This is a genomic window from Comamonas koreensis, from assembly GCF_021026195.1.
Taxonomy (GTDB): domain Bacteria; phylum Pseudomonadota; class Gammaproteobacteria; order Burkholderiales; family Burkholderiaceae_C; genus Comamonas; species Comamonas koreensis.
Genome location: NZ_JAJNCT010000030.1, coordinates 158,930 through 175,525, shown reverse-complemented (window position 1 = coordinate 175,525; position 16,596 = coordinate 158,930). Strand labels below are relative to the sequence as shown.

Here is a 16,596-nt window from a genome sequence, read left to right as displayed (position 1 = left end):
GCCCTCGGGCTGGCATTTTTTGCTAAGAGCAAAGCAGATCAGGGGATCAGCAAACCGCGCTGCACGGCTGGCCGCTGGAGCCAGTGGCTGAGCACGCGGCTGACTTCGGGGTACTGGCCCCAGCCGATCAGAGCCTCGGCGTTGTAGCGCACGATCATGTTGCGGATCCAGGGGAAGATGGCCATATCGGCAATCGTGTAGGTATCGCCGGCCACCCATTCCTTGCCCGCCAGGTGCTTGTTCAGCACGGTCAGCAGGCGCTTGGATTCGTCCACATAGCGGGTCAGCGGGCGCTTGTCCTCAAAATCCTTGCCGGCAAAGATGTTGAAGAAACCGACCTGGCCAAACATCGGGCCGATGCCGCCCATCTGGAACATCAGCCACTGCAGGGTCTCGTAGCGCTTGACGGGATCCTGCGGCAGGAACATGCCGGTCTTCTCGGCCAGGTAGACCATGATGGCGCCGGACTCGAACAGTGCAATCGCCTGGCCGCCCGGGCCATTGGGGTCGATGATGGCCGGTATCTTGTTGTTCGGGAAGGTGCCGACAAACTCGGGCGAGGTCTGGTCATTGCTCTCGAAGCTGATCTTGTGCACTTCATAGGGCATGCCCAGCTCTTCGAGCAGGATGGAGACCTTGACGCCATTGGGCGTGGGCAGCGAATACAGCTGCAGCAGATCAGGCCGGGTGGCCGGCCATTTGCGGGTGATACTGAAATCGGCAAGGGTGCGCATGAGGGATCTCTCCAAACAATAGGCAGGCGGCTTGCAGTGTGCGCCTTGCCAGCAGCATAAAGCAGATTGGGCGCAGGCCTGTCGGCCTACTTCTCGTCCTTGGGCTTCACAAATTCGATGCGCAGGCCCTCGGCGGTGACCTTGAAGGTGGCCGGTAGCTCGGCGGCCTTGTCCAGGCGGTCCAGGTCCTCCTGGCGCAGGGTGTGCACAACCACATCCTCCATCGCATGCTCGGCCGCGCGCGGCGCATAGGCATGCAGCATCACCTCCATCGCCTCGGGCAGGCCGTTCATCTGCAGCGACTTCACCTGCACCTGGGTGGCGCGCAGGCTGTGGTCGGCGGGCGAGTAGCGCAGTGCAAAGTCCAGCACCATGGTGCCGTCCAGGCGGTGGGGCAGCACCTTGCCGGACATGTCGGCGCGCATCGTCGCCTGGATGCGGTTGCTCTCGGGCAGCAGTTGCAGGCTGGGGGCCTGCACATCAAGCTGGAGCAGACCCAGCAAGGGATAGGAGCGGGGGAAGGACTTGGCCACAATGGCCTGCATATCGGCAGCAGACAAGGTGTAGCTGGGAGGGGAGAGCAAGGAGCAGGCGGCCAGCATGCTGGCGGCGATCAGGCTGGAGGCCAATAAAAGGCGGCGGCGCATAGGGATTGGATGGCGTAAAAGCGGAAGGCAGATGGAGGCAAATCGTAGCCATCGGTGGTGGGTACGAGCGCTGAATTTTCCCACGTGCAGGGACCGCATTGTTGCGCAGCTTGCATAACATTGTGTGCTGCGCGAACAATAAGCTCTGAATAATTCCCATCTCCTTGTTTTATTGGGGTAAATGCCCACTTTTCGCGGGCCGCGTGAGCGTGAGCCGATGTAATTTTCGTGTGAGAATTCGCAGGCTTTCCGGCTGCGGACGATGGCGCGCGCTGGTGCACCAACGTCCTGCCTTCCGGTTCGAAAGCGCTGCATTCGTGCAGTGCCAGCCAAGATCCCAAGGACAGACATGAATTTCGCATTGAACAAGCGCGCCCTGGCGCTGGTGGGTGCCTCGCTCATTGGCGCCGCCCACGCCCAACACCTGACCATTGCCCTGGCCTCCGAGCCGACAGCGGCCGATCCCCACTACCACAAGATGACGACGAACGACTCGTTCTCGGCGCATGTCTATGACTCGCTGGTGGGCCGTACCGCCAACATGGATCTGGTGCCCTCGCTGGCCACCTCGTGGAAGAACCTGGACGACCTGACCTGGGAGTTCAAGCTGCGCAAGGATGTGAAGTTCTCCAACGGCGCGCCCTTCACCTCGCAGGACGTGCTGTTCACCATCTGCCGCACGTTGAACAACGAGACCAATGTCTCGCAGTCGTACATGGATACGACCAAGCTGATCACCGATGTGCAGACCCCCGATGACTTGACGGTGATCGTCAAGACCGCCGAGCCCGTGCCGCTGATCCCGGCCGAGTTTGCGCGCAACCTGCCCATCATCTCCAGCAGCATCATCAAGCACGACAAGCTCAAGTTCGCACCCAAGGAAGGCTGCGGCTACAAGGGCCCCTGGCCCACGGTGGCCGACTTCAACAGCGGCAAGATGGCCATCGGCACCGGCCCGTTCAAGCTCAAGTCCTATGTGAAGGGCAATGCCATCACCCTGGAACGCAATGACGGCTACTGGGGCGCCAAGCCTGCCTGGCAGACCGTCAAGATGGTGGCCGTGCCCAATGCCGGCCCACGCCTGACCGGCCTGATGTCCGGTGACTACGACCTGATCGAGAACCCAGCCGCCCGTGACCTGGCCCGCATCAAGGAAGACAAGAAGCTGGCCTTTGTTGCCACGCCTTCCACCCGCCTGGTGTTCTTCCAGCCCGATATTGGCCGCGACAAGTCGCCCTTTGTGACCGCCCCCGATGGCAAGAACCCGCTGCAGGACCTGCGCGTGCGCAAGGCCATCAACATGGCCATCGACCGCAAGGCCATCGTGCAGCGCCTGATGGACGGCATGGCCACCCCCGCCTACCAGTACATGCCCGATGGCATGTTTGGCGGCCTGGCCAAGGCCCCCGAGATCAAGTTCGACCCCGAAGGCGCCAAGAAGCTGCTGGCCGAAGCCGGCTATCCCAATGGCTTCGAGATGACCCTGTCGTCGACGAACGACCGCTACATGAACGATGCGCAGATTGCGCAAGCGGTCGCGCAGTACCTGACCCGCATCGGCATCAAGACCAAGGTCGATGCGATGACCGCGTCGATCTACTTCCCCAAGCGCGCCAAGCGTGAGTTCAGCTTCCCCATCGGCGGCTGGCCTTCGGAGAACGGCGAGGCCTCGGGCCTGTTCCAGCTGTGGGTGGCCAGCACCGATTCGCCCAAGGGCCTGGGCACCAGCAACTACGGTGCGTTCAGCAATGCCGAGTTCGACAAGGTCTACATTCCGGCTGCCAAGACGGTGGACCCGGTCAAGCGCAAGGCCATGCTGGAGCAGGCCACGCAGATCGCGCTGGACAACGTGCCGCTGATCCCGCTGCACTTTGAAAGCAGCATCTGGGCCTTCAAGAAAGAGCTGAGCTACGAAGGCCGCCGCGACCAGTACACGCTGGCAACGTCGGTCAAGCCCGCCAAGTAAGCAAGGCGCTTGCGGCAGCCGGGGTTTTAGAACAGGTTCTTGCACCCCGGCGTGGGCAATGAGGAATACGTAGTGGCACGGCACTTGCATTGCCCTACGAGGCTTTTAACCAAGGAGGAACGACCTGTGTCTACCAAGAAGATCTCGCGCCGCACACCCTTGTCGCTGGCCAGCCTGGCTGCGTTGGCCCTGCCTGCGGGCATGGCTGCCGCCCAGTCGCTGACCATCGGCCTCGCCTCCGAGCCCACCGCCGCTGACCCGCATTACCACAAGGTCACCACCAACGACGCGTTCTCGGCCCATGTCTTCGAGTCGCTGATCAACCGCAATGCGCAGATGGAGCTGATCCCGGGGCTGGCCCAGTCCTGGCGCGCCGTCGATGACAACACCTGGGAGCTGAAACTGCGCCAGGGTGTGAAGTTCTCCAATGGCGAGCCCTTCACCTCCAAGGATGTGCTGTTTACGCTGTGCCGCGTGCTGAACAACGAGACCAATGTTTCGCGCTCCTACATGGAGCCGGCCCAGAGCTTCAGCGATGTGCAGACGCCCGATGACTACACCGTCATCATCAAGAGCGAGCGGCCCATTCCGACGATGCCCAATGAGCTGGCGCGTTCACTGCCCATCATCTGGAGCGGCATCGCCAAGTTCGACAAGCTGCGCTTTGCGCCCAAGGAGGGCTGCGGCGTCACCTCGCCCTGGCCCACGGTGGCCGATTTCAACACCGGCAAGCTGTCCATCGGCACGGGCCCTTACAAGCTCAAGTCCTATGTCAAGGGCACCGGCATCGAGATGGAGCGCAACGAAGGTTACTGGGGAACCAAGCCGCACTGGAAGACCGTCAAGATGGTGCCCGTGCCCAATGCCGGCCCGCGCCTGACGGGCCTGATGTCCGGGGACTACGACATCATCGAAAGCCCCGCTGCGCGCGACCTGCCGCGCATCAAGGACAACAGCAAGCTCGACTTTGTCGCCACGCCATCCACCCGGCTGATCTTCTTCCAGCCGGATGCCGGCCGCGCACAAAGCCCGTTTGCCAAGGCCGCCGATGGCAAGAACCCGCTGCAGGATTTGCGCGTGCGCCAGGCCATCAACATGGCCATTGACCGCAAGGCGATCGTGCAGCGGCTGATGGATGGCATGGCCACCGTCGCCAACCAGTACATGCCCACCGGCATGTTTGGCAGCCTCGACAAGCCCACCGAGATCAAGTTCGATCCCGAAGGGGCCAAGAAACTGCTGGCCGAGGCCGGCTACCCGCAAGGCTTTGAGCTGACCCTGACCACCACCAATGACCGCTACATCAACGACGGCCAGATCGCGCAGGCGGTGGCCCAGTACCTGACGCGGATCGGCATCAAGACCACGGTGGATGCGCAGGCGGCAGCCATCTATTTCCCCAAGCGCGCCAAACGCGAGTTCAGCTTTGCGATGGGCGGCTGGCCATCGGAGAACGGTGAGGCCTCGGGCCTGTTCCAGTACTGGGTGGCCACCACCGACAAGGACAAGGGCCTGGGCACCAGCAACTACGGCGGCTTTAGCCTGCCCGCGTTTGACCAGGTGTTTGTGCCGGCGATGTCGCAAATGGACGCGAACGCGCGCAAGGCCGCCTACCAGCAGGCCACGCAGATTGCGCTGGCCAACGTTCCGCTGATTCCGCTGCATTTCGAGAGCAGCATCTGGGCATTCAAGAAAGGGTTGAGCTACGAAGGCCGACGCGACCAGTACACGCTGGCCATGTCGGTCAAACCGAAATAGCAAGCTGATGCCACACTGGGCGCAACGCAAGGCCCGGTCCCTGGCATGGCCCGCATCCAGCTCCAGTGGTGGGGCCATGCGGGCTTTGTGATTTTGTACGCCCCACGATGAAAAGACTCCACAGAGGGCGACAACCATGCAGGTGACAGCGCATGGCATTCTAATTTTGAGGACGTAATGTGATCGTCTATATCCTGCGCCGCATGGTGCAAAGTTTTCTGGTGCTGCTGGCGGTCTCGCTGGTGGTGTTCATGGCGGTCTACGCGGTGGGCGACCCCATCGAGCTGCTGGTGAGCGCCGAGGCCAGCGATGCAGACCGCCTGGCGATGATCAAGCGCCTGGGGCTGGACCTGCCGGTCTGGCTGCAGTACTGGAGTTTTCTGACCCGCGCCTTCCAGGGTGATCTGGGCACCTCCTTTGTGCATGGCATCCCCGCGATCGAGCTGATCGTGCAGCGCTTTCCCGCGACCTTCGAGCTGGTCGTGGTCGCCATTGGGCTGACCTGCCTGATCGGCATTCCGCTGGGCCTGGTGGCCGGCCTCTTCAACGACAAGCCACTGGGCCGCAGCCTGATGGGCGGCTCGGTGCTGGGCTTTTCGCTGCCCAACTTCTGGCAGGGCATGATGCTGATATTGATGTTCGCCGTCTGGCTGCAATGGCTGCCGTCGTCGGGCCGGGGTGACACGGTGAATGTGCTGGGCGTGCCGCTGTCGCTGTTCACCGCCGATGGCTGGAGCCATGTGATGCTGCCGGCCATCAACTTGGCGCTGGGCAATATCGCGCTGGTGCTGCGGCTTACCGCCACCGGCGTGATGGAGGCCAAGACCCAGGAGTATGTGAAGTTCGCGCGCGCCAAGGGCATCAGCGAGCGCCGCATCCTGACCCGCCACATCCTGCGCAACATCCTCATCCCCGTGGTCACCGTGATTGGCATGGAGTTCGGCACCCTGATCGCCTACTCGACCATCACCGAGACCGTGTTCGCCTGGCCCGGCATGGGCAAGCTTTTGATTGACAGCATCTACAAGCTCGACCGCCCGGTCGTGGTGGCCTATGTGATGCTGGTCACCTTCATCTTCGTGATGATCAACCTCTTGGTGGACCTGGCCTATGCCGTGCTGGATCCGCGCGTACAGCTGCAGGAGGCCCAATGATGCAGCCCGATAAATCCCTGATGACCATCGATCCCAGCAAGCGGGCCCAGCCCCTGCAAGACACGCCCCAGCGGCGTGCCATCCTGAAGAAACTGCGCAGCAAGCCCTCCGTCAAGGGTGCGGTGATCGCCCTCGTGCTGCTGCTGGCCGTGGTGCTGCTGGCGCCGTTTCTGTCGCCGCAAAACCCCTATGACCTGGGCGCGCTCGACCTGATGGACGGCCGCCTCAAGCCCATGTCCGAAGCCGCTTCGGGCATGACCTACTGGCTGGGCACCGACGACCAGGGCCGCGACATGCTCTCGGCCATTCTGCATGGCCTGCGCATCAGCCTGATGGTGGGCCTGAGCGCCGTGGTGCTCGCCACCATCATCGGCAGCCTGGTGGGCCTGGTTGCGGCCTATTTTGGCGGCTGGGTCGATACCGTGCTGATGCGCATCGTCGACTTCATCCTTGGCTTTCCGACCATCCTGGTGGCGCTGGTGCTGCTGGCCATTCTGGGCCGGGGCGTGGACAAGGTGGTGATCGCCATCGTGCTGGTGCAGTGGGCGCATTACGCGCGCATCATGCGCGGCCGAGCCTTGCAGGAGCGCAAGAAGGAATACATTGAGGCGGCCAAGAACCTGGGCTTCCCCGGCTGGCGCATCATGACGCGCCACCTGCTGCCCAACTGCATGGGCCCGGTGATGGTGTTTGCCACCATCCAGATTGCCAATGCCATCGTGCTCGAAGCCACCCTGTCCTTCCTGGGCGTGGGGGTGCCGATCACCGAGCCCTCGCTGGGTCTGCTGATTGCCAACGGCTTTCAGTACCTGATGTCGGGTGACTACTGGATCAGCATGTTCCCCGGCCTGGCGCTGCTGGCCCTGATCCTGTCGATCAACCTGATCGGCGACCGCCTGCGTGAAGCTCTGGACCCGAGGAAGTAATGACTATCCCTTTGCTTGAAGTACAAGATCTGCAGACGGTGTTCCACACCGAAGAGGGCGCATGGCCCGCCGTCAGCGACATCGATATCCGCCTGGAGGCGGGTGAAATCCTGGGCCTGGTCGGTGAATCCGGCTCGGGCAAATCGGTCACCGGCTTCTCCATCTTCGGCATGATCGATGCTCCCGGTGAAGTCACCCAGGGCAAGGTGCTGTTCAAGGGCCAGGATCTGCGCAAGCTGTCGGCCGAGTCCATGCGCAAGCTGCGTGGCGACCGCATCGCGATGATCTTCCAGGATCCGCTGATGACGCTCAACCCGGTGCTGCGCATCGAAGAGCAGATGCTCGAAGCCATCGACGCGCACCAGAAGCTGCCCAAGGCGCAGGCGCTGCAGCGCTGCGTGGAGGCGCTGGCCATGGTCGGCATTCCCGCACCGGAGAAGCGCCTGCGCAGCTACCCGCATGAGTTCTCAGGCGGCATGCGCCAGCGCGTGGCGATTGCGATTGCGATGCTCAACCGCCCCGACCTGATCATCTGCGATGAGCCCACGACGGCGCTGGATGTCACCATCCAGGGCCAGATCCTCTACCGCATGCAGCAGATCTGCCAGGCCCAGGGCACGGCACTGATCTGGATCACCCACGACCTGGGCGTGATTGCCGAGCTGGCCGACCGGGTGGCGGTGATGTATGGCGGCCGCATTGTCGAGACCGGCACCGTCGCCGAGGTGCTGGATGCCCCGCGCCACCCCTACACCCAGGGCCTGCTCAACTCGCTGCCCGCCCAGGCCACGCCGGGCGAGCGGCTCACGCAGATCAATGGCATGGCGCCCAGCCTGTCGGGCCGCGTGCCCGGCTGCGCCTTTGCGCCGCGCTGCGGCCGCGCCACCCCGCGTTGCGTTGATGAGCAGCCCCCCGTCACTACCATTCCCGGCCGCGCATTCCGCTGCTTTGTACCGCTGGAGGCACCTGCCGCATGACCGCGATGACTACCCCTGTGATTGAACTGCGCGATGTGCACAAGCGCTTTGTCAGCGCTCCCGATCTGCTGCAGAAAATCGTCGGCGCCGTCGCCCGGCAGCCCGCGCAGACGCGCACCGTGCATGCCGTCAACGGCGTCAACCTGCAGATCGCCAAGGGCGAGGTGCTGGGCCTGGTGGGCGAATCCGGTTGCGGCAAGTCCACCCTGGGCCGCGTTGTGGCCGGCCTGCACCCTGCGACCGAAGGCCAGCTGCTTTACCAGGGCCAGGATGTGAGCCAGCTGGGCGGCCAGGACAAGCTGGCCTACACCCTGGGCGTGCAAATGGTGTTCCAGGACCCGCAGGCTTCGCTCAACCCGCGCCAGAAGCTGCACCAGATCCTGGGCGAGGCACTGCATGTGCACAAGCTGGCACCTGCGACCGAGGTGCCTGGCAAGGTCGATGCGGCGCTGGCCGAAGTGGGCCTGGCCAGCGAGTACCGCACCCGCCTGCCGCACCAGATATCCGGTGGCCAGCGCCAGCGCATCGGCATTGCCCGCGCGCTGATGGTGACGCCGGAGTTCCTGGTCTGCGACGAGCCGGTGGCGGCACTCGATGTGTCCATCCAGGCGCAGGTGATCAACCTGTTCATGGACCTGCGCGCCCAGCGCGGCCTGACCTACCTGTTCATCAGCCATGACCTGGGCGTGGTGCGCCACATCTCCGACAAGGTGGCCATCATGTACCTGGGCAAGATCGTCGAGATGGCGCCCACCGCCGAGATCTTTGGCCAGGCCCAGCACCCCTACACCCAGGCGCTGCTGGCCGAGGTGCCCGATGTGGGCCGGCGCAAGCGCGTGTTCACTCCTATCAAGGGCGAGATCTCCTCGCCGCTGAACCCACCTTCGGGCTGCACCTTCCACCCGCGCTGCCCGCATGCGATGGAGCGCTGCAAGCAGGAGGTGCCACGCCTGCGCGAGACGGCAGCCGGCCATGTGACCGCCTGCCATTTGTTGGACTGATCGCCTGGACGGCTACAAGGAACACCACCGCATGGACTGGCAACGTTTTACCCGGCAGCACGGCCGTTTTGCCATCGACTGGCAAGCCGGTGACGGCGCGCTCTACCTGCCGATCACCCTGAACTGCTACCGCCCCGAAGGCGTGGCCGCCGATGCGCCGGTGGTGCTGGTGCAGCACGGCGTGCTGCGCAATGGCGACGACTACCGCGACTTCTGGATGCCCGCTGCGGACCGCTATGGCCTGCAGATCATCGCGCCGACCTTTGGCAACGCGCACTGGCCGGGGGTGGAGAGCTACAACAACGGCAGCGTCTGGAGCGAAGAGGGCGACCTGCAGCCGCGTGACTACTGGGCCTACCAGGCGGTGATGAACCTGGCCCGGCAGCTGCGCGATGCCGGGGTGGTGCAGCAGCAGCCGCTCTACCTGTTTGGCCATTCGGCCGGCGGCCAGTTTGTGCACCGCCTGGTCAGCACCCTGGGCGCCGACGGTTTTGCCGGCGTGGCGGCGGGCAACCCGGGCTGGTACACCTTGCCCGATGCCCAGCAGGACTTTCCGCAAGGCCTGGCCGGCATTGGCTTGGCCGATGGGGCGCTGTCCCGGCTGCTGCGCACCCCGCTGGTTATTTTGGCGGGCGACCGCGACACCGATACCCAGGACCCCAACCTGCCGGCCGAGCCCGCCGCGCTGCGCCAGGGCCCGCACCGCTTTGCCCGTGCCCGCCACTACTACGCAGCCGGCCTGCAGGCAGCGGCCCGGCTGGGCATGCCGCTGGCCTGGCAGCTGCATGAGGTCGCAGGCATCGGCCACGATGGCGAGGCCATGAGCCATGTCTGCGCCCACCTATGGTTTGAGGGGCGCATGCCCGATGCCGATTGGCTGGCCCCCTGGGCCGGCCGCGTCACCGCCTGACCAAGCTCTATCACTTTTCGACAAGACCCAAGGAACAAGCATGCAAGCAACAACGCAACAACTGGTGGACGGCATCTCGGAATGGATGCGCTGCGAATCGCCATCGAACAACCCCGCGTCGATCGCCCGCATGGTCGAGATGATGCGCGCCCAGGCCGCAGCCGCTGGCCTGCGCGCCACGGTGATCGAGACCCAGGCCGAAGGCAAGCATGCGCCCGGCCCGGTGCTGCCGGTGCTGCACATCACGAACCGCGCCGAGGGTGATACCCGCGAAGGCCTGCTGATCCTGGGCCACGCGGATACCGTGCACCCCATCGGCATGCTGGCCGACAACCCGATCCGCATCGAAGGCGACCGCCTCTACGGACCCGGCGGCTACGACATGAAGGCCGGCATCTACCTGGCGCTGACCGCCATGAGCGCCGTGGCCACGCCAGGCAGCACCCCGCTGCCGGTGGACCTGCTGATCGTGCCCGACGAGGAAACCGGCAGCCACGCATCGCGCAAGCACATCGAGGCCTTTGCCCGCAATGCCCGCTACTGCCTGGTGGCCGAGCCTGCCCGCGCCAATGGCGGCCGCTGCGTGACCGCACGCAAGGGCACCGGCATGCTGCGCTTGGGCGTCAAGGGCCTGGCATCGCATGCCGGCGTCGCCCATGACAAGGGCCGCAGCGCGATCCGCGAAATGGCGCACCAGATCCTGGCGCTGGAAGCGATGACCGACTACCAGCGTGGCGTGACCGTGAGCGTGGGCACCATCGAAGGCGGCACTACCACCAACACCGTGCCGGCCTTCTGCAAATGCGTGGTCGATTTCCGCCTGCCCGATCTGCAGGCCGCCGATGAGCTGGTGGGCAAGATGCGCGCACTGCGCCCTGTGGGTGAAGGCATGGCGCTGGATATCGATGTGGAAGTGAACCGTCCACCGATGGTCAAGGACGCACGCGCCGAAGCGCTGCTGGCCAAGGCCCAGCAATCGGCCCGCGAAGCCGGCTTTGCACTGGAAGAAGCGCCCCCCACCGGCGGCGGCAGCGATGCCAACTTCACCTCGGCCATGGGCGTGCCATCGCTGGACGGCCTGGGCGCCGACGGCGACGGCGCCCACACGGTGTACGAGCACATCCTCGTGTCGACCCTGGAGATGCGGGCGCGCTTCTGGCTGCACCTGCTGACCCACCTGGACTAAGGCGCCCAGGCTGGCACTGAGGAGGTGCCAGTCTTATTCGGGCTGCTGCCCTTTGAAGGCTACCTGTGCGGTGCGTCCGCCCTTGCGGCGCACCACCACCGTGCCGGCAATTTTGTCGTGCCAGCCCTGCTTGCGCGGGTCAAAGGCCACCCAGAAGATACCCAGGCACAGTGGAATGGTTGACACGAAGTAGCCCAAGTAACGGATGATCGCTTGCTTGAGGCTTATGGTTTCGCCAGTAGTAGCGTCCACCACCTCGGCACCCACCAGCATCTTGCCTGGCGTGGCCCGCAGCTTGACCCACAGCCAGATGCAGGCCACCGCTGGCAGCACCCAGCTGATCAGTACATCGGCCGGGCCCTTTATCAGCGCCTCATCCAGAAAATACTCCCAGCCGTACACGAGGTAGATCGCCGGTATCAAGAGCACCAGAAGCACTAACGAGTCGATCAGCGCTGCCCCTACGCGCGGCCAAAAGCCGACATACTCCAAATCGTTGCTATCCATTTTGATTCCTCCTAGTTTGGTTTCTCTCATTGTGAATGCCTATCATAGGCTTGGAGGCAAAAGCCCAGGTGCTATAGGCGTCGTGTTGGCATGGCAAAATGCGACCCTTTTCACTGCCCAGGCACGCCAATGGAACAACCCCATCCCGAGCCCCGCATGGCCCCCGATATGTGGGCCTTTGAAGCGTTGTACGCCCAGCCCGCAATGCTGGATGGCGAAACCCTGTGCGCCGCACTGGCCGAGCGCCTGGGCGCGGTGGATCTGGTCGCAGATGGTGACACCATCTTGCTGGCGCTGCGCGACTACTGCGTGGACTACAGCGACAAAAAAGGGGTGCCCAGCGAGATCGCAATCATCCGCGCAGGCGAGCCGATGGACCCCTCGGACTACGCCAGCGCGCTGGAGCAGACCTGGGACTGGCCCGAGAAGGAGAGTGCGCTGGCCCAGTGCCAGCACTGCGTGCTGGTGAGCGAGTTCATGGGCCGGGGCCTGCCGGTGCCTGAGCGGCTGGAGATTCTGCAGGCCGTCATGCATGTGCTGATCGAGAACGGGGGCGTCACGGCGATCAGCCAGACCAATGCCGGCTGCCTGCTGAACCCGCAGCGCTACCTGCAGGCCCATGCCGACGGCTTTATCTACTACGGCGTCGTGAATGTGCGCTTTTTCAACATCAGCAACCGCCCCGGCGAGATGCTGATGGACAGCCTGGGCGGCGCCACCTTTGGCGTGCCCGATGTGCAGCTGCTGTTCTCCGAGCTGGACCCTGCTGAAGTCTCGCGCTTTGTGTTCAATACCAGCGCCTACCTGGTCGAGCACGGCGATGTGATCGCCGACGGCCACACGGTGGCCGGCATCGATGGCCACAGCAAATGGGCCTGCAAGCACCTGGATGCGCTGGTGGAGCCGGAGCGGCTGGTGGTGGATATTGATCCACGGCCCACTGCTGAGGCCGACCAAGCGAACTGAGGCTTAGACCGGCGCGTAGCTGCCGGTGCCATTCGGCCAGGTGGTCAGCACCTCATGGCCATCGGGCGTCACCGCCACCATGTGCTCCCACTGCGCCGACAGCGAATGGTCCTGGGTCACGACGGTCCAGCCATCGGCCAAGGTCTTGACCTGGCGCTTGCCGGCATTGAGCATGGGCTCGATCGTGAACAGCATGCCGGCCTCCAGCACCAGGCCCTCGCCCGGGTTGCCGTAGTGCAGCACATTCGGGGCATCGTGGTAGGTCTGGCCAATGCCATGGCCGCAGAACTCGCGCACCACACCAAAGCCCGCGCGCTTGGCCACCGTCTCGATGGCATGGCCGATATCGCCTAAGGTGGCGCCCGGCCGCACCTGGGCAATCCCCGCGCGCAGCGCCTCATAGGTGGTCTCGACCAGGCGCTTGGCCAGAATGCTGGGCGTGCCGACAAAGTACATGCGGCTGGTGTCACCAAACCAGCCATCCTTGATGACGGCCACATCGATGTTGACGATGTCGCCCTTTTTCAGAATCTGGTCCTCGGACGGAATGCCGTGGCAGACGACATGGTTCACCGAGGTGAGGATGGTCTTGGGGTAGTCCTGGTAACCCAGATTGGCCGGCACCGCCTTTTGCACATTCACGATGTAGTCGTGGCAAATGGCATCCAGCGCCGCGGTGCTGACCCCCGGCACCACATGGGGCGCAATCATCTCCAGCACCTCGGCCGCCAGCTGTGCGGCCTGGCGCGCACTGGCCAGCTCGCTAGCGGTATGCACAGGCGTGATGTGCTGCTTCATGCCGCCATCCTTGCATTGGCCACCAGCGAATGGATATCCAGGCCGCCGTCCAGCTCCGCCTGCACCAGCACCTGGCAGATCGCCCGGTGGTCCAGATCGGGGTACATCTCGGCAAGCATGCCCACCCGCATCCAGTGCTCGGCCTGTGCATTGATAGAGCGGCTCAGCGCCGCGCCCGCGACCCGCAGGTTCTCATGCATCGGGTCGGAAATTTTGACGATACCCATGGCTATCCTCTATAAAACATATGCGAATTGTATATGTCTTATATATTCTTCGTTGATGCACGGTCTGTGTGGCGCTGTCGGTAACGGCGACAAAGATATATCTTTACAAAAAACCGGCTTGAAATCTTCGATTGAAAGATATATCTTAGATGCATCTTAGTAAAGGAACACAGATGCCACATCCCCATCACCACTTTCAGCAGCACCATCACCTGCACAGCCCCCGTGGACGCCATATGGGCGAAGAGGGCGGGCCCGGCCGGGGCCCACGCCACCATGGCGATGGCCCGGGCCACGGCCCGCACGGCCATGGCCACGGGCCGGACGCTGCGCGCCACCTGGCGCACAAGCGTGAGCGCATGTTCGAGGCTGGCGGCCTCAAGCTGCTGGCGCTGCATTTGATTGGCCAGCAACCCAGCCATGGCTACGACGTGATCCGCGCCGTGGGCGAGCTGGTCGGCGGCGACTACCAGCCCAGCCCCGGCACCATCTACCCGACCTTGAGCTACCTGGTGGACATGGGCCATGCAACGGCCAGCGAATCCGAAGGCGGCCGCAAGCGCTACACCATCACCGCCGAAGGCGAGCAGGCCCTGGCCGAGCAAGCCGATGCACTGCAGCTGCTGCTGACGCGCCTGGCCCGAGGCAAGGACCGCGATGCCCGCCAGCGCCCGCCGCAGCTGGTGCGCGCGATCGAGAACTTCAAGATGGCCCTGCGCCTGAAGATGGCCGGCGACGGCGAGACGGCACTGTCGGCCGAGCAGATCGACAAAATTGCCGCTTTGCTCGACGAGGTCGCTCTGAAGATCGAAAAGGCCTGAGCGCGCTCCGGGCCTGTTGCCCGGGCGCCGCAAAGCTTGCGCCATATCGTGTCGCCAGGCGCTGGGCCGGGGTATGCTCGGTAGCTATCCATCCTCCGGGATGACAACTTCTACCGAGCAAGACCATGCAACGACGCCACTTTGTAGCCGCCACCCTGGTAATGGGCAGCGGCTCCGTTTTTGGCCTGGCCGGATGCGCATCCCGCCAGTCTGCCCATCCCCGTGCCGACCGTGCGCTGCACAAGGCGCTGACCCTGATTGAAGCCCAGAGCGGTGGCCGCCTGGGCGTTTATGCGTTTGATGCCGAGACCGGCGGCGAGGCCGGCTACCGCAGCGATGAGCGCTTTCCGATGTGCAGCACCTTCAAGACCTTGCTGGCTGCCCATGTGCTGTACCTGGGGCAAACCGGTGCGCTGGACCTGGGCCAGCAGGTGCTGGTGACCTCGGCCGACATGGTGCCCTATGCGCCGGTGACGGAAAAGTACAAGGACCAGCCCGGTGGCATCAGCCTGCTGGAGCTGAGCGAGGCGATTGTGGTGCTGAGCGACAACGTCGCCGCCAACCTGCTGCTGCGCGCCAGCGGCGGGCCCGCAGCCTTGACGGCCTGGCTGCGCACCCTGGGCGACAAGGCCACGCGCCTGGACCGCATCGAGCCGCTGCTCAACACGGCAGAGCCCGGCGACCCGCGCGACACCACCACGCCGCGTGCGATGCAGGCCACCCTGCAGGCACTGCTGCTGGGCGATGTGCTCAAGGGCTATGGCCGCGCGATGCTGCAGCAATGGCTGAGCGACAGCCGCACCGGCGACAAGCGTGTGCGCGCGGGCCTGCCATCGGAGTGGCGCGTGGGCGGCAAGACCGGTGCTGGTGCCCACAGTACTGCCAACGATTGCCTGATCGCCTGGCCCAATGCGGCGTCGGAAGGCCTGATCATCACCGCCTACCTGACCGGTGGCGAGCGCACGACCGCGCAAAGCGACGAGGTGATGGCCAAGGTGGGCGCAGCGATTGCGCAATGGCACGCTGCGCTGTAAACAACGCGGCTATTTGGTAGCTGGCTGGCGTGGCCCGGCCAGCAAGCCCTTGCACAGCTGCAGCAGCGCCCAGACCAGCACCAGCGGTATCACCAGGGTCTGCAGCGCAAACACCACCATCAAGGTCACGAGCCGTTCCACCTGCTGATCGAGCTGCTGCTGCAGCTCGCTGAGCTTGTCGCGCAGCGCATCACCCGGGTTGCGCACAAGATCCTGCACCCCCGATGCCGCCTGGCTGGCCGATTGCTGGGCCTGCTGCCCCCATTGCTTGAAGCGCTCCCACAGGCTGGATGACGGCGCCACGGCGGGGCTGGTTGGCGGTGTCGGCGTTGCCGCGTCCGCAGTGGGCGCCTTGGCCGGGGCGCGCACATCAAACTGCTGCAGCTGGCCCACCGCGCCTTCGGTGGCGATCTGGTTTTCCTGGTAGGTCTGTGCGATGAAGTGCTGGAACAGCGCCTCGCTGCCGATGATGGTGACGGGCATCACCAGCCGGGTGAACAGCAGCACCACCAGCAAGCGGCTGAGCCAGGTCGGCACCGCCTGCTGGCGCCAGCGCAGCAGCAGCCAGGCCAGCGCGATGAGGCTGAGCAGCCCCGTCACACCATAGCTGCCACCCATGGACAGCAGCAGCTTTTGCAGGCCAAAGGCGATGCTGGCCCAGAGCATCCAGTCGGCAAACTGCGCCACCAGATCGCTGATGGGGGCCAGCACCTGGCCCAGGGTCAAGGTCAGGCCCACGCCCATGGGCTGCACGGCCAGTTCGGTGCCCTGCAGCACCGAGACGACGCTGTGCAGCGCACGGGCGGTGGCAAAACTGAGCAGGGAGCGTTGCAGGCCGTCATCCACATAGCGGTCGGCCATGGTCTGAAAAGCCGGCAGCCAGCACAGCAGCACCGCCAGCACCAGCAGGCTGGCCAAGGCGATCTGGCGGGGTGTCCAAGGGATGGCGCCCGGCGGGCGCGGGGAGGAGGGAAGATTGTTCAT

The 16,596-nt window shown here is 64.4% G+C and carries 17 protein-coding genes; 11 read left to right on the top strand and 6 right to left on the bottom strand.

The window, feature by feature from the left end; genetic code table 11:
* Positions 1 to 38 precede the first annotated feature (38 nt).
* Entirely contained in the window at positions 39 to 734 is a 696-nt protein-coding gene (locus tag LPW39_RS21450) for a glutathione S-transferase N-terminal domain-containing protein (protein ID WP_230780064.1), read from the bottom strand.
* 86 nt (positions 735 to 820) lie between these two features.
* Complete coding sequence (locus LPW39_RS21445; RefSeq protein ID WP_230780062.1) at positions 821 to 1,381, bottom strand: DUF1439 domain-containing protein; 561 nt, start codon at positions 1,379 to 1,381, stop codon at positions 821 to 823.
* A 349-nt stretch (positions 1,382 to 1,730) separates the two neighbouring features.
* On the opposite strand from LPW39_RS21445, the gene LPW39_RS21440 reads away from it, so the two are divergent.
* The 8 genes from LPW39_RS21440 (at position 1,731) to LPW39_RS21405 (ending at position 11,259) form a co-directional block, all read left to right on the top strand.
* Entirely contained in the window at positions 1,731 to 3,347 is a 1,617-nt protein-coding gene (locus LPW39_RS21440; protein ID WP_230780059.1) for an ABC transporter substrate-binding protein, read from the top strand.
* 141 nt (positions 3,348 to 3,488) lie between these two features.
* The gene (locus tag LPW39_RS21435) at positions 3,489 to 5,105 is read left to right on the top strand and encodes an ABC transporter substrate-binding protein (RefSeq protein ID WP_230780313.1); all 1,617 of its coding nucleotides are present in this window, start codon (positions 3,489 to 3,491) and stop codon (positions 5,103 to 5,105) included.
* A gap of 179 nt (positions 5,106 to 5,284) precedes the next feature.
* Positions 5,285 to 6,259, top strand: coding sequence for an ABC transporter permease (locus LPW39_RS21430; RefSeq protein WP_230780056.1), 975 nt, complete (start codon positions 5,285 to 5,287; stop codon positions 6,257 to 6,259).
* Positions 6,259 to 7,185: an ABC transporter permease gene (locus LPW39_RS21425; RefSeq protein ID WP_021028175.1), complete on the top strand. Its 927-nt coding sequence runs from the start codon at positions 6,259 to 6,261 to the stop codon at positions 7,183 to 7,185. Before LPW39_RS21430 ends, LPW39_RS21425 begins: the two co-directional genes overlap by 1 nt.
* Entirely contained in the window at positions 7,185 to 8,162 is a 978-nt protein-coding gene (locus LPW39_RS21420) for an ABC transporter ATP-binding protein (protein ID WP_230780053.1), read from the top strand. The genes LPW39_RS21425 and LPW39_RS21420 overlap by 1 nt, the downstream gene beginning before the upstream one ends.
* Positions 8,159 to 9,163 (top strand): ABC transporter ATP-binding protein, encoded by a 1,005-nt coding sequence (locus tag LPW39_RS21415; RefSeq protein WP_230780050.1) that lies wholly within the window; start codon positions 8,159 to 8,161, stop codon positions 9,161 to 9,163. Before LPW39_RS21420 ends, LPW39_RS21415 begins: the two co-directional genes overlap by 4 nt.
* A gap of 31 nt (positions 9,164 to 9,194) precedes the next feature.
* A complete protein-coding gene (locus tag LPW39_RS21410; RefSeq protein ID WP_230780038.1) occupies positions 9,195 to 10,073 on the top strand; it encodes an alpha/beta hydrolase in 879 nt (292 codons plus the stop codon).
* Between the two features lie 40 nt (positions 10,074 to 10,113).
* The gene (locus tag LPW39_RS21405; RefSeq protein ID WP_230780035.1) at positions 10,114 to 11,259 is read left to right on the top strand and encodes a M20 family metallopeptidase; all 1,146 of its coding nucleotides are present in this window, start codon (positions 10,114 to 10,116) and stop codon (positions 11,257 to 11,259) included.
* Positions 11,260 to 11,292: 33 nt separating this feature from the next.
* Here the strand turns inward: LPW39_RS21405 and LPW39_RS21400 are convergent, their stop codons facing one another.
* The gene (locus tag LPW39_RS21400; protein WP_230780032.1) at positions 11,293 to 11,766 is read right to left on the bottom strand and encodes an RDD family protein; all 474 of its coding nucleotides are present in this window, start codon (positions 11,764 to 11,766) and stop codon (positions 11,293 to 11,295) included.
* Between the two features lie 129 nt (positions 11,767 to 11,895).
* Here LPW39_RS21400 and LPW39_RS21395 point away from each other — a divergent pair, with 129 nt between their 5' ends.
* Positions 11,896 to 12,732, top strand: a complete 837-nt coding sequence (locus tag LPW39_RS21395; RefSeq protein WP_230780028.1) for a DUF4261 domain-containing protein — start codon at positions 11,896 to 11,898, stop codon at positions 12,730 to 12,732.
* A gap of 3 nt (positions 12,733 to 12,735) precedes the next feature.
* Here the strand turns inward: LPW39_RS21395 and map are convergent, their stop codons facing one another.
* A complete protein-coding gene (gene map, locus LPW39_RS21390; protein WP_230780025.1) occupies positions 12,736 to 13,530 on the bottom strand; it encodes a type I methionyl aminopeptidase in 795 nt (264 codons plus the stop codon).
* The gene (locus tag LPW39_RS21385; RefSeq protein ID WP_230780023.1) at positions 13,527 to 13,757 is read right to left on the bottom strand and encodes a ParD-like family protein; all 231 of its coding nucleotides are present in this window, start codon (positions 13,755 to 13,757) and stop codon (positions 13,527 to 13,529) included. Before LPW39_RS21385 ends, map begins: the two co-directional genes overlap by 4 nt.
* A gap of 173 nt (positions 13,758 to 13,930) precedes the next feature.
* Here LPW39_RS21385 and LPW39_RS21380 point away from each other — a divergent pair, with 173 nt between their 5' ends.
* Positions 13,931 to 14,578 (top strand): PadR family transcriptional regulator, encoded by a 648-nt coding sequence (locus LPW39_RS21380; RefSeq protein ID WP_230780022.1) that lies wholly within the window; start codon positions 13,931 to 13,933, stop codon positions 14,576 to 14,578.
* Positions 14,579 to 14,703: 125 nt separating this feature from the next.
* Positions 14,704 to 15,612 carry a class A beta-lactamase gene (gene bla, locus LPW39_RS21375; RefSeq protein WP_230780020.1) on the top strand — a complete coding sequence of 303 codons (909 nt, stop codon included), beginning with the start codon at positions 14,704 to 14,706 and terminating at the stop codon, positions 15,610 to 15,612.
* A 9-nt stretch (positions 15,613 to 15,621) separates the two neighbouring features.
* Here the strand turns inward: bla and LPW39_RS21370 are convergent, their stop codons facing one another.
* Entirely contained in the window at positions 15,622 to 16,596 is a 975-nt protein-coding gene (locus LPW39_RS21370) for a hypothetical protein (RefSeq protein ID WP_230780017.1), read from the bottom strand.

What these genes read in the sequence shown, in the direction of transcription:
- LPW39_RS21450 (WP_230780064.1), bottom strand. Translation starts at nt 734, where the DNA reads ATGCGCACCCTTGCCGATTTCAGTATCACCCGCAAATGGCCGGCCACC.
- LPW39_RS21445 (WP_230780062.1), bottom strand. Translation starts at nt 1,381, where the DNA reads ATGCGCCGCCGCCTTTTATTGGCCTCCAGCCTGATCGCCGCCAGCATG.
- LPW39_RS21440 (WP_230780059.1), top strand. Translation starts at nt 1,731, where the DNA reads ATGAATTTCGCATTGAACAAGCGCGCCCTGGCGCTGGTGGGTGCCTCG.
- LPW39_RS21425 (WP_021028175.1), top strand. Translation starts at nt 6,259, where the DNA reads ATGCAGCCCGATAAATCCCTGATGACCATCGATCCCAGCAAGCGGGCC.
- LPW39_RS21420 (WP_230780053.1), top strand. Translation starts at nt 7,185, where the DNA reads ATGACTATCCCTTTGCTTGAAGTACAAGATCTGCAGACGGTGTTCCAC.
- LPW39_RS21415 (WP_230780050.1), top strand. Translation starts at nt 8,159, where the DNA reads ATGACCGCGATGACTACCCCTGTGATTGAACTGCGCGATGTGCACAAG.
- LPW39_RS21410 (WP_230780038.1), top strand. Translation starts at nt 9,195, where the DNA reads ATGGACTGGCAACGTTTTACCCGGCAGCACGGCCGTTTTGCCATCGAC.
- LPW39_RS21405 (WP_230780035.1), top strand. Translation starts at nt 10,114, where the DNA reads ATGCAAGCAACAACGCAACAACTGGTGGACGGCATCTCGGAATGGATG.
- LPW39_RS21400 (WP_230780032.1), bottom strand. Translation starts at nt 11,766, where the DNA reads ATGGATAGCAACGATTTGGAGTATGTCGGCTTTTGGCCGCGCGTAGGG.
- LPW39_RS21395 (WP_230780028.1), top strand. Translation starts at nt 11,896, where the DNA reads ATGGAACAACCCCATCCCGAGCCCCGCATGGCCCCCGATATGTGGGCC.
- map (WP_230780025.1), bottom strand. Translation starts at nt 13,530, where the DNA reads ATGAAGCAGCACATCACGCCTGTGCATACCGCTAGCGAGCTGGCCAGT.
- LPW39_RS21385 (WP_230780023.1), bottom strand. Translation starts at nt 13,757, where the DNA reads ATGGGTATCGTCAAAATTTCCGACCCGATGCATGAGAACCTGCGGGTC.
- LPW39_RS21380 (WP_230780022.1), top strand. Translation starts at nt 13,931, where the DNA reads ATGCCACATCCCCATCACCACTTTCAGCAGCACCATCACCTGCACAGC.
- bla (WP_230780020.1), top strand. Translation starts at nt 14,704, where the DNA reads ATGCAACGACGCCACTTTGTAGCCGCCACCCTGGTAATGGGCAGCGGC.
- LPW39_RS21370 (WP_230780017.1), bottom strand. Translation starts at nt 16,596, where the DNA reads ATGAACAATCTTCCCTCCTCCCCGCGCCCGCCGGGCGCCATCCCTTGG.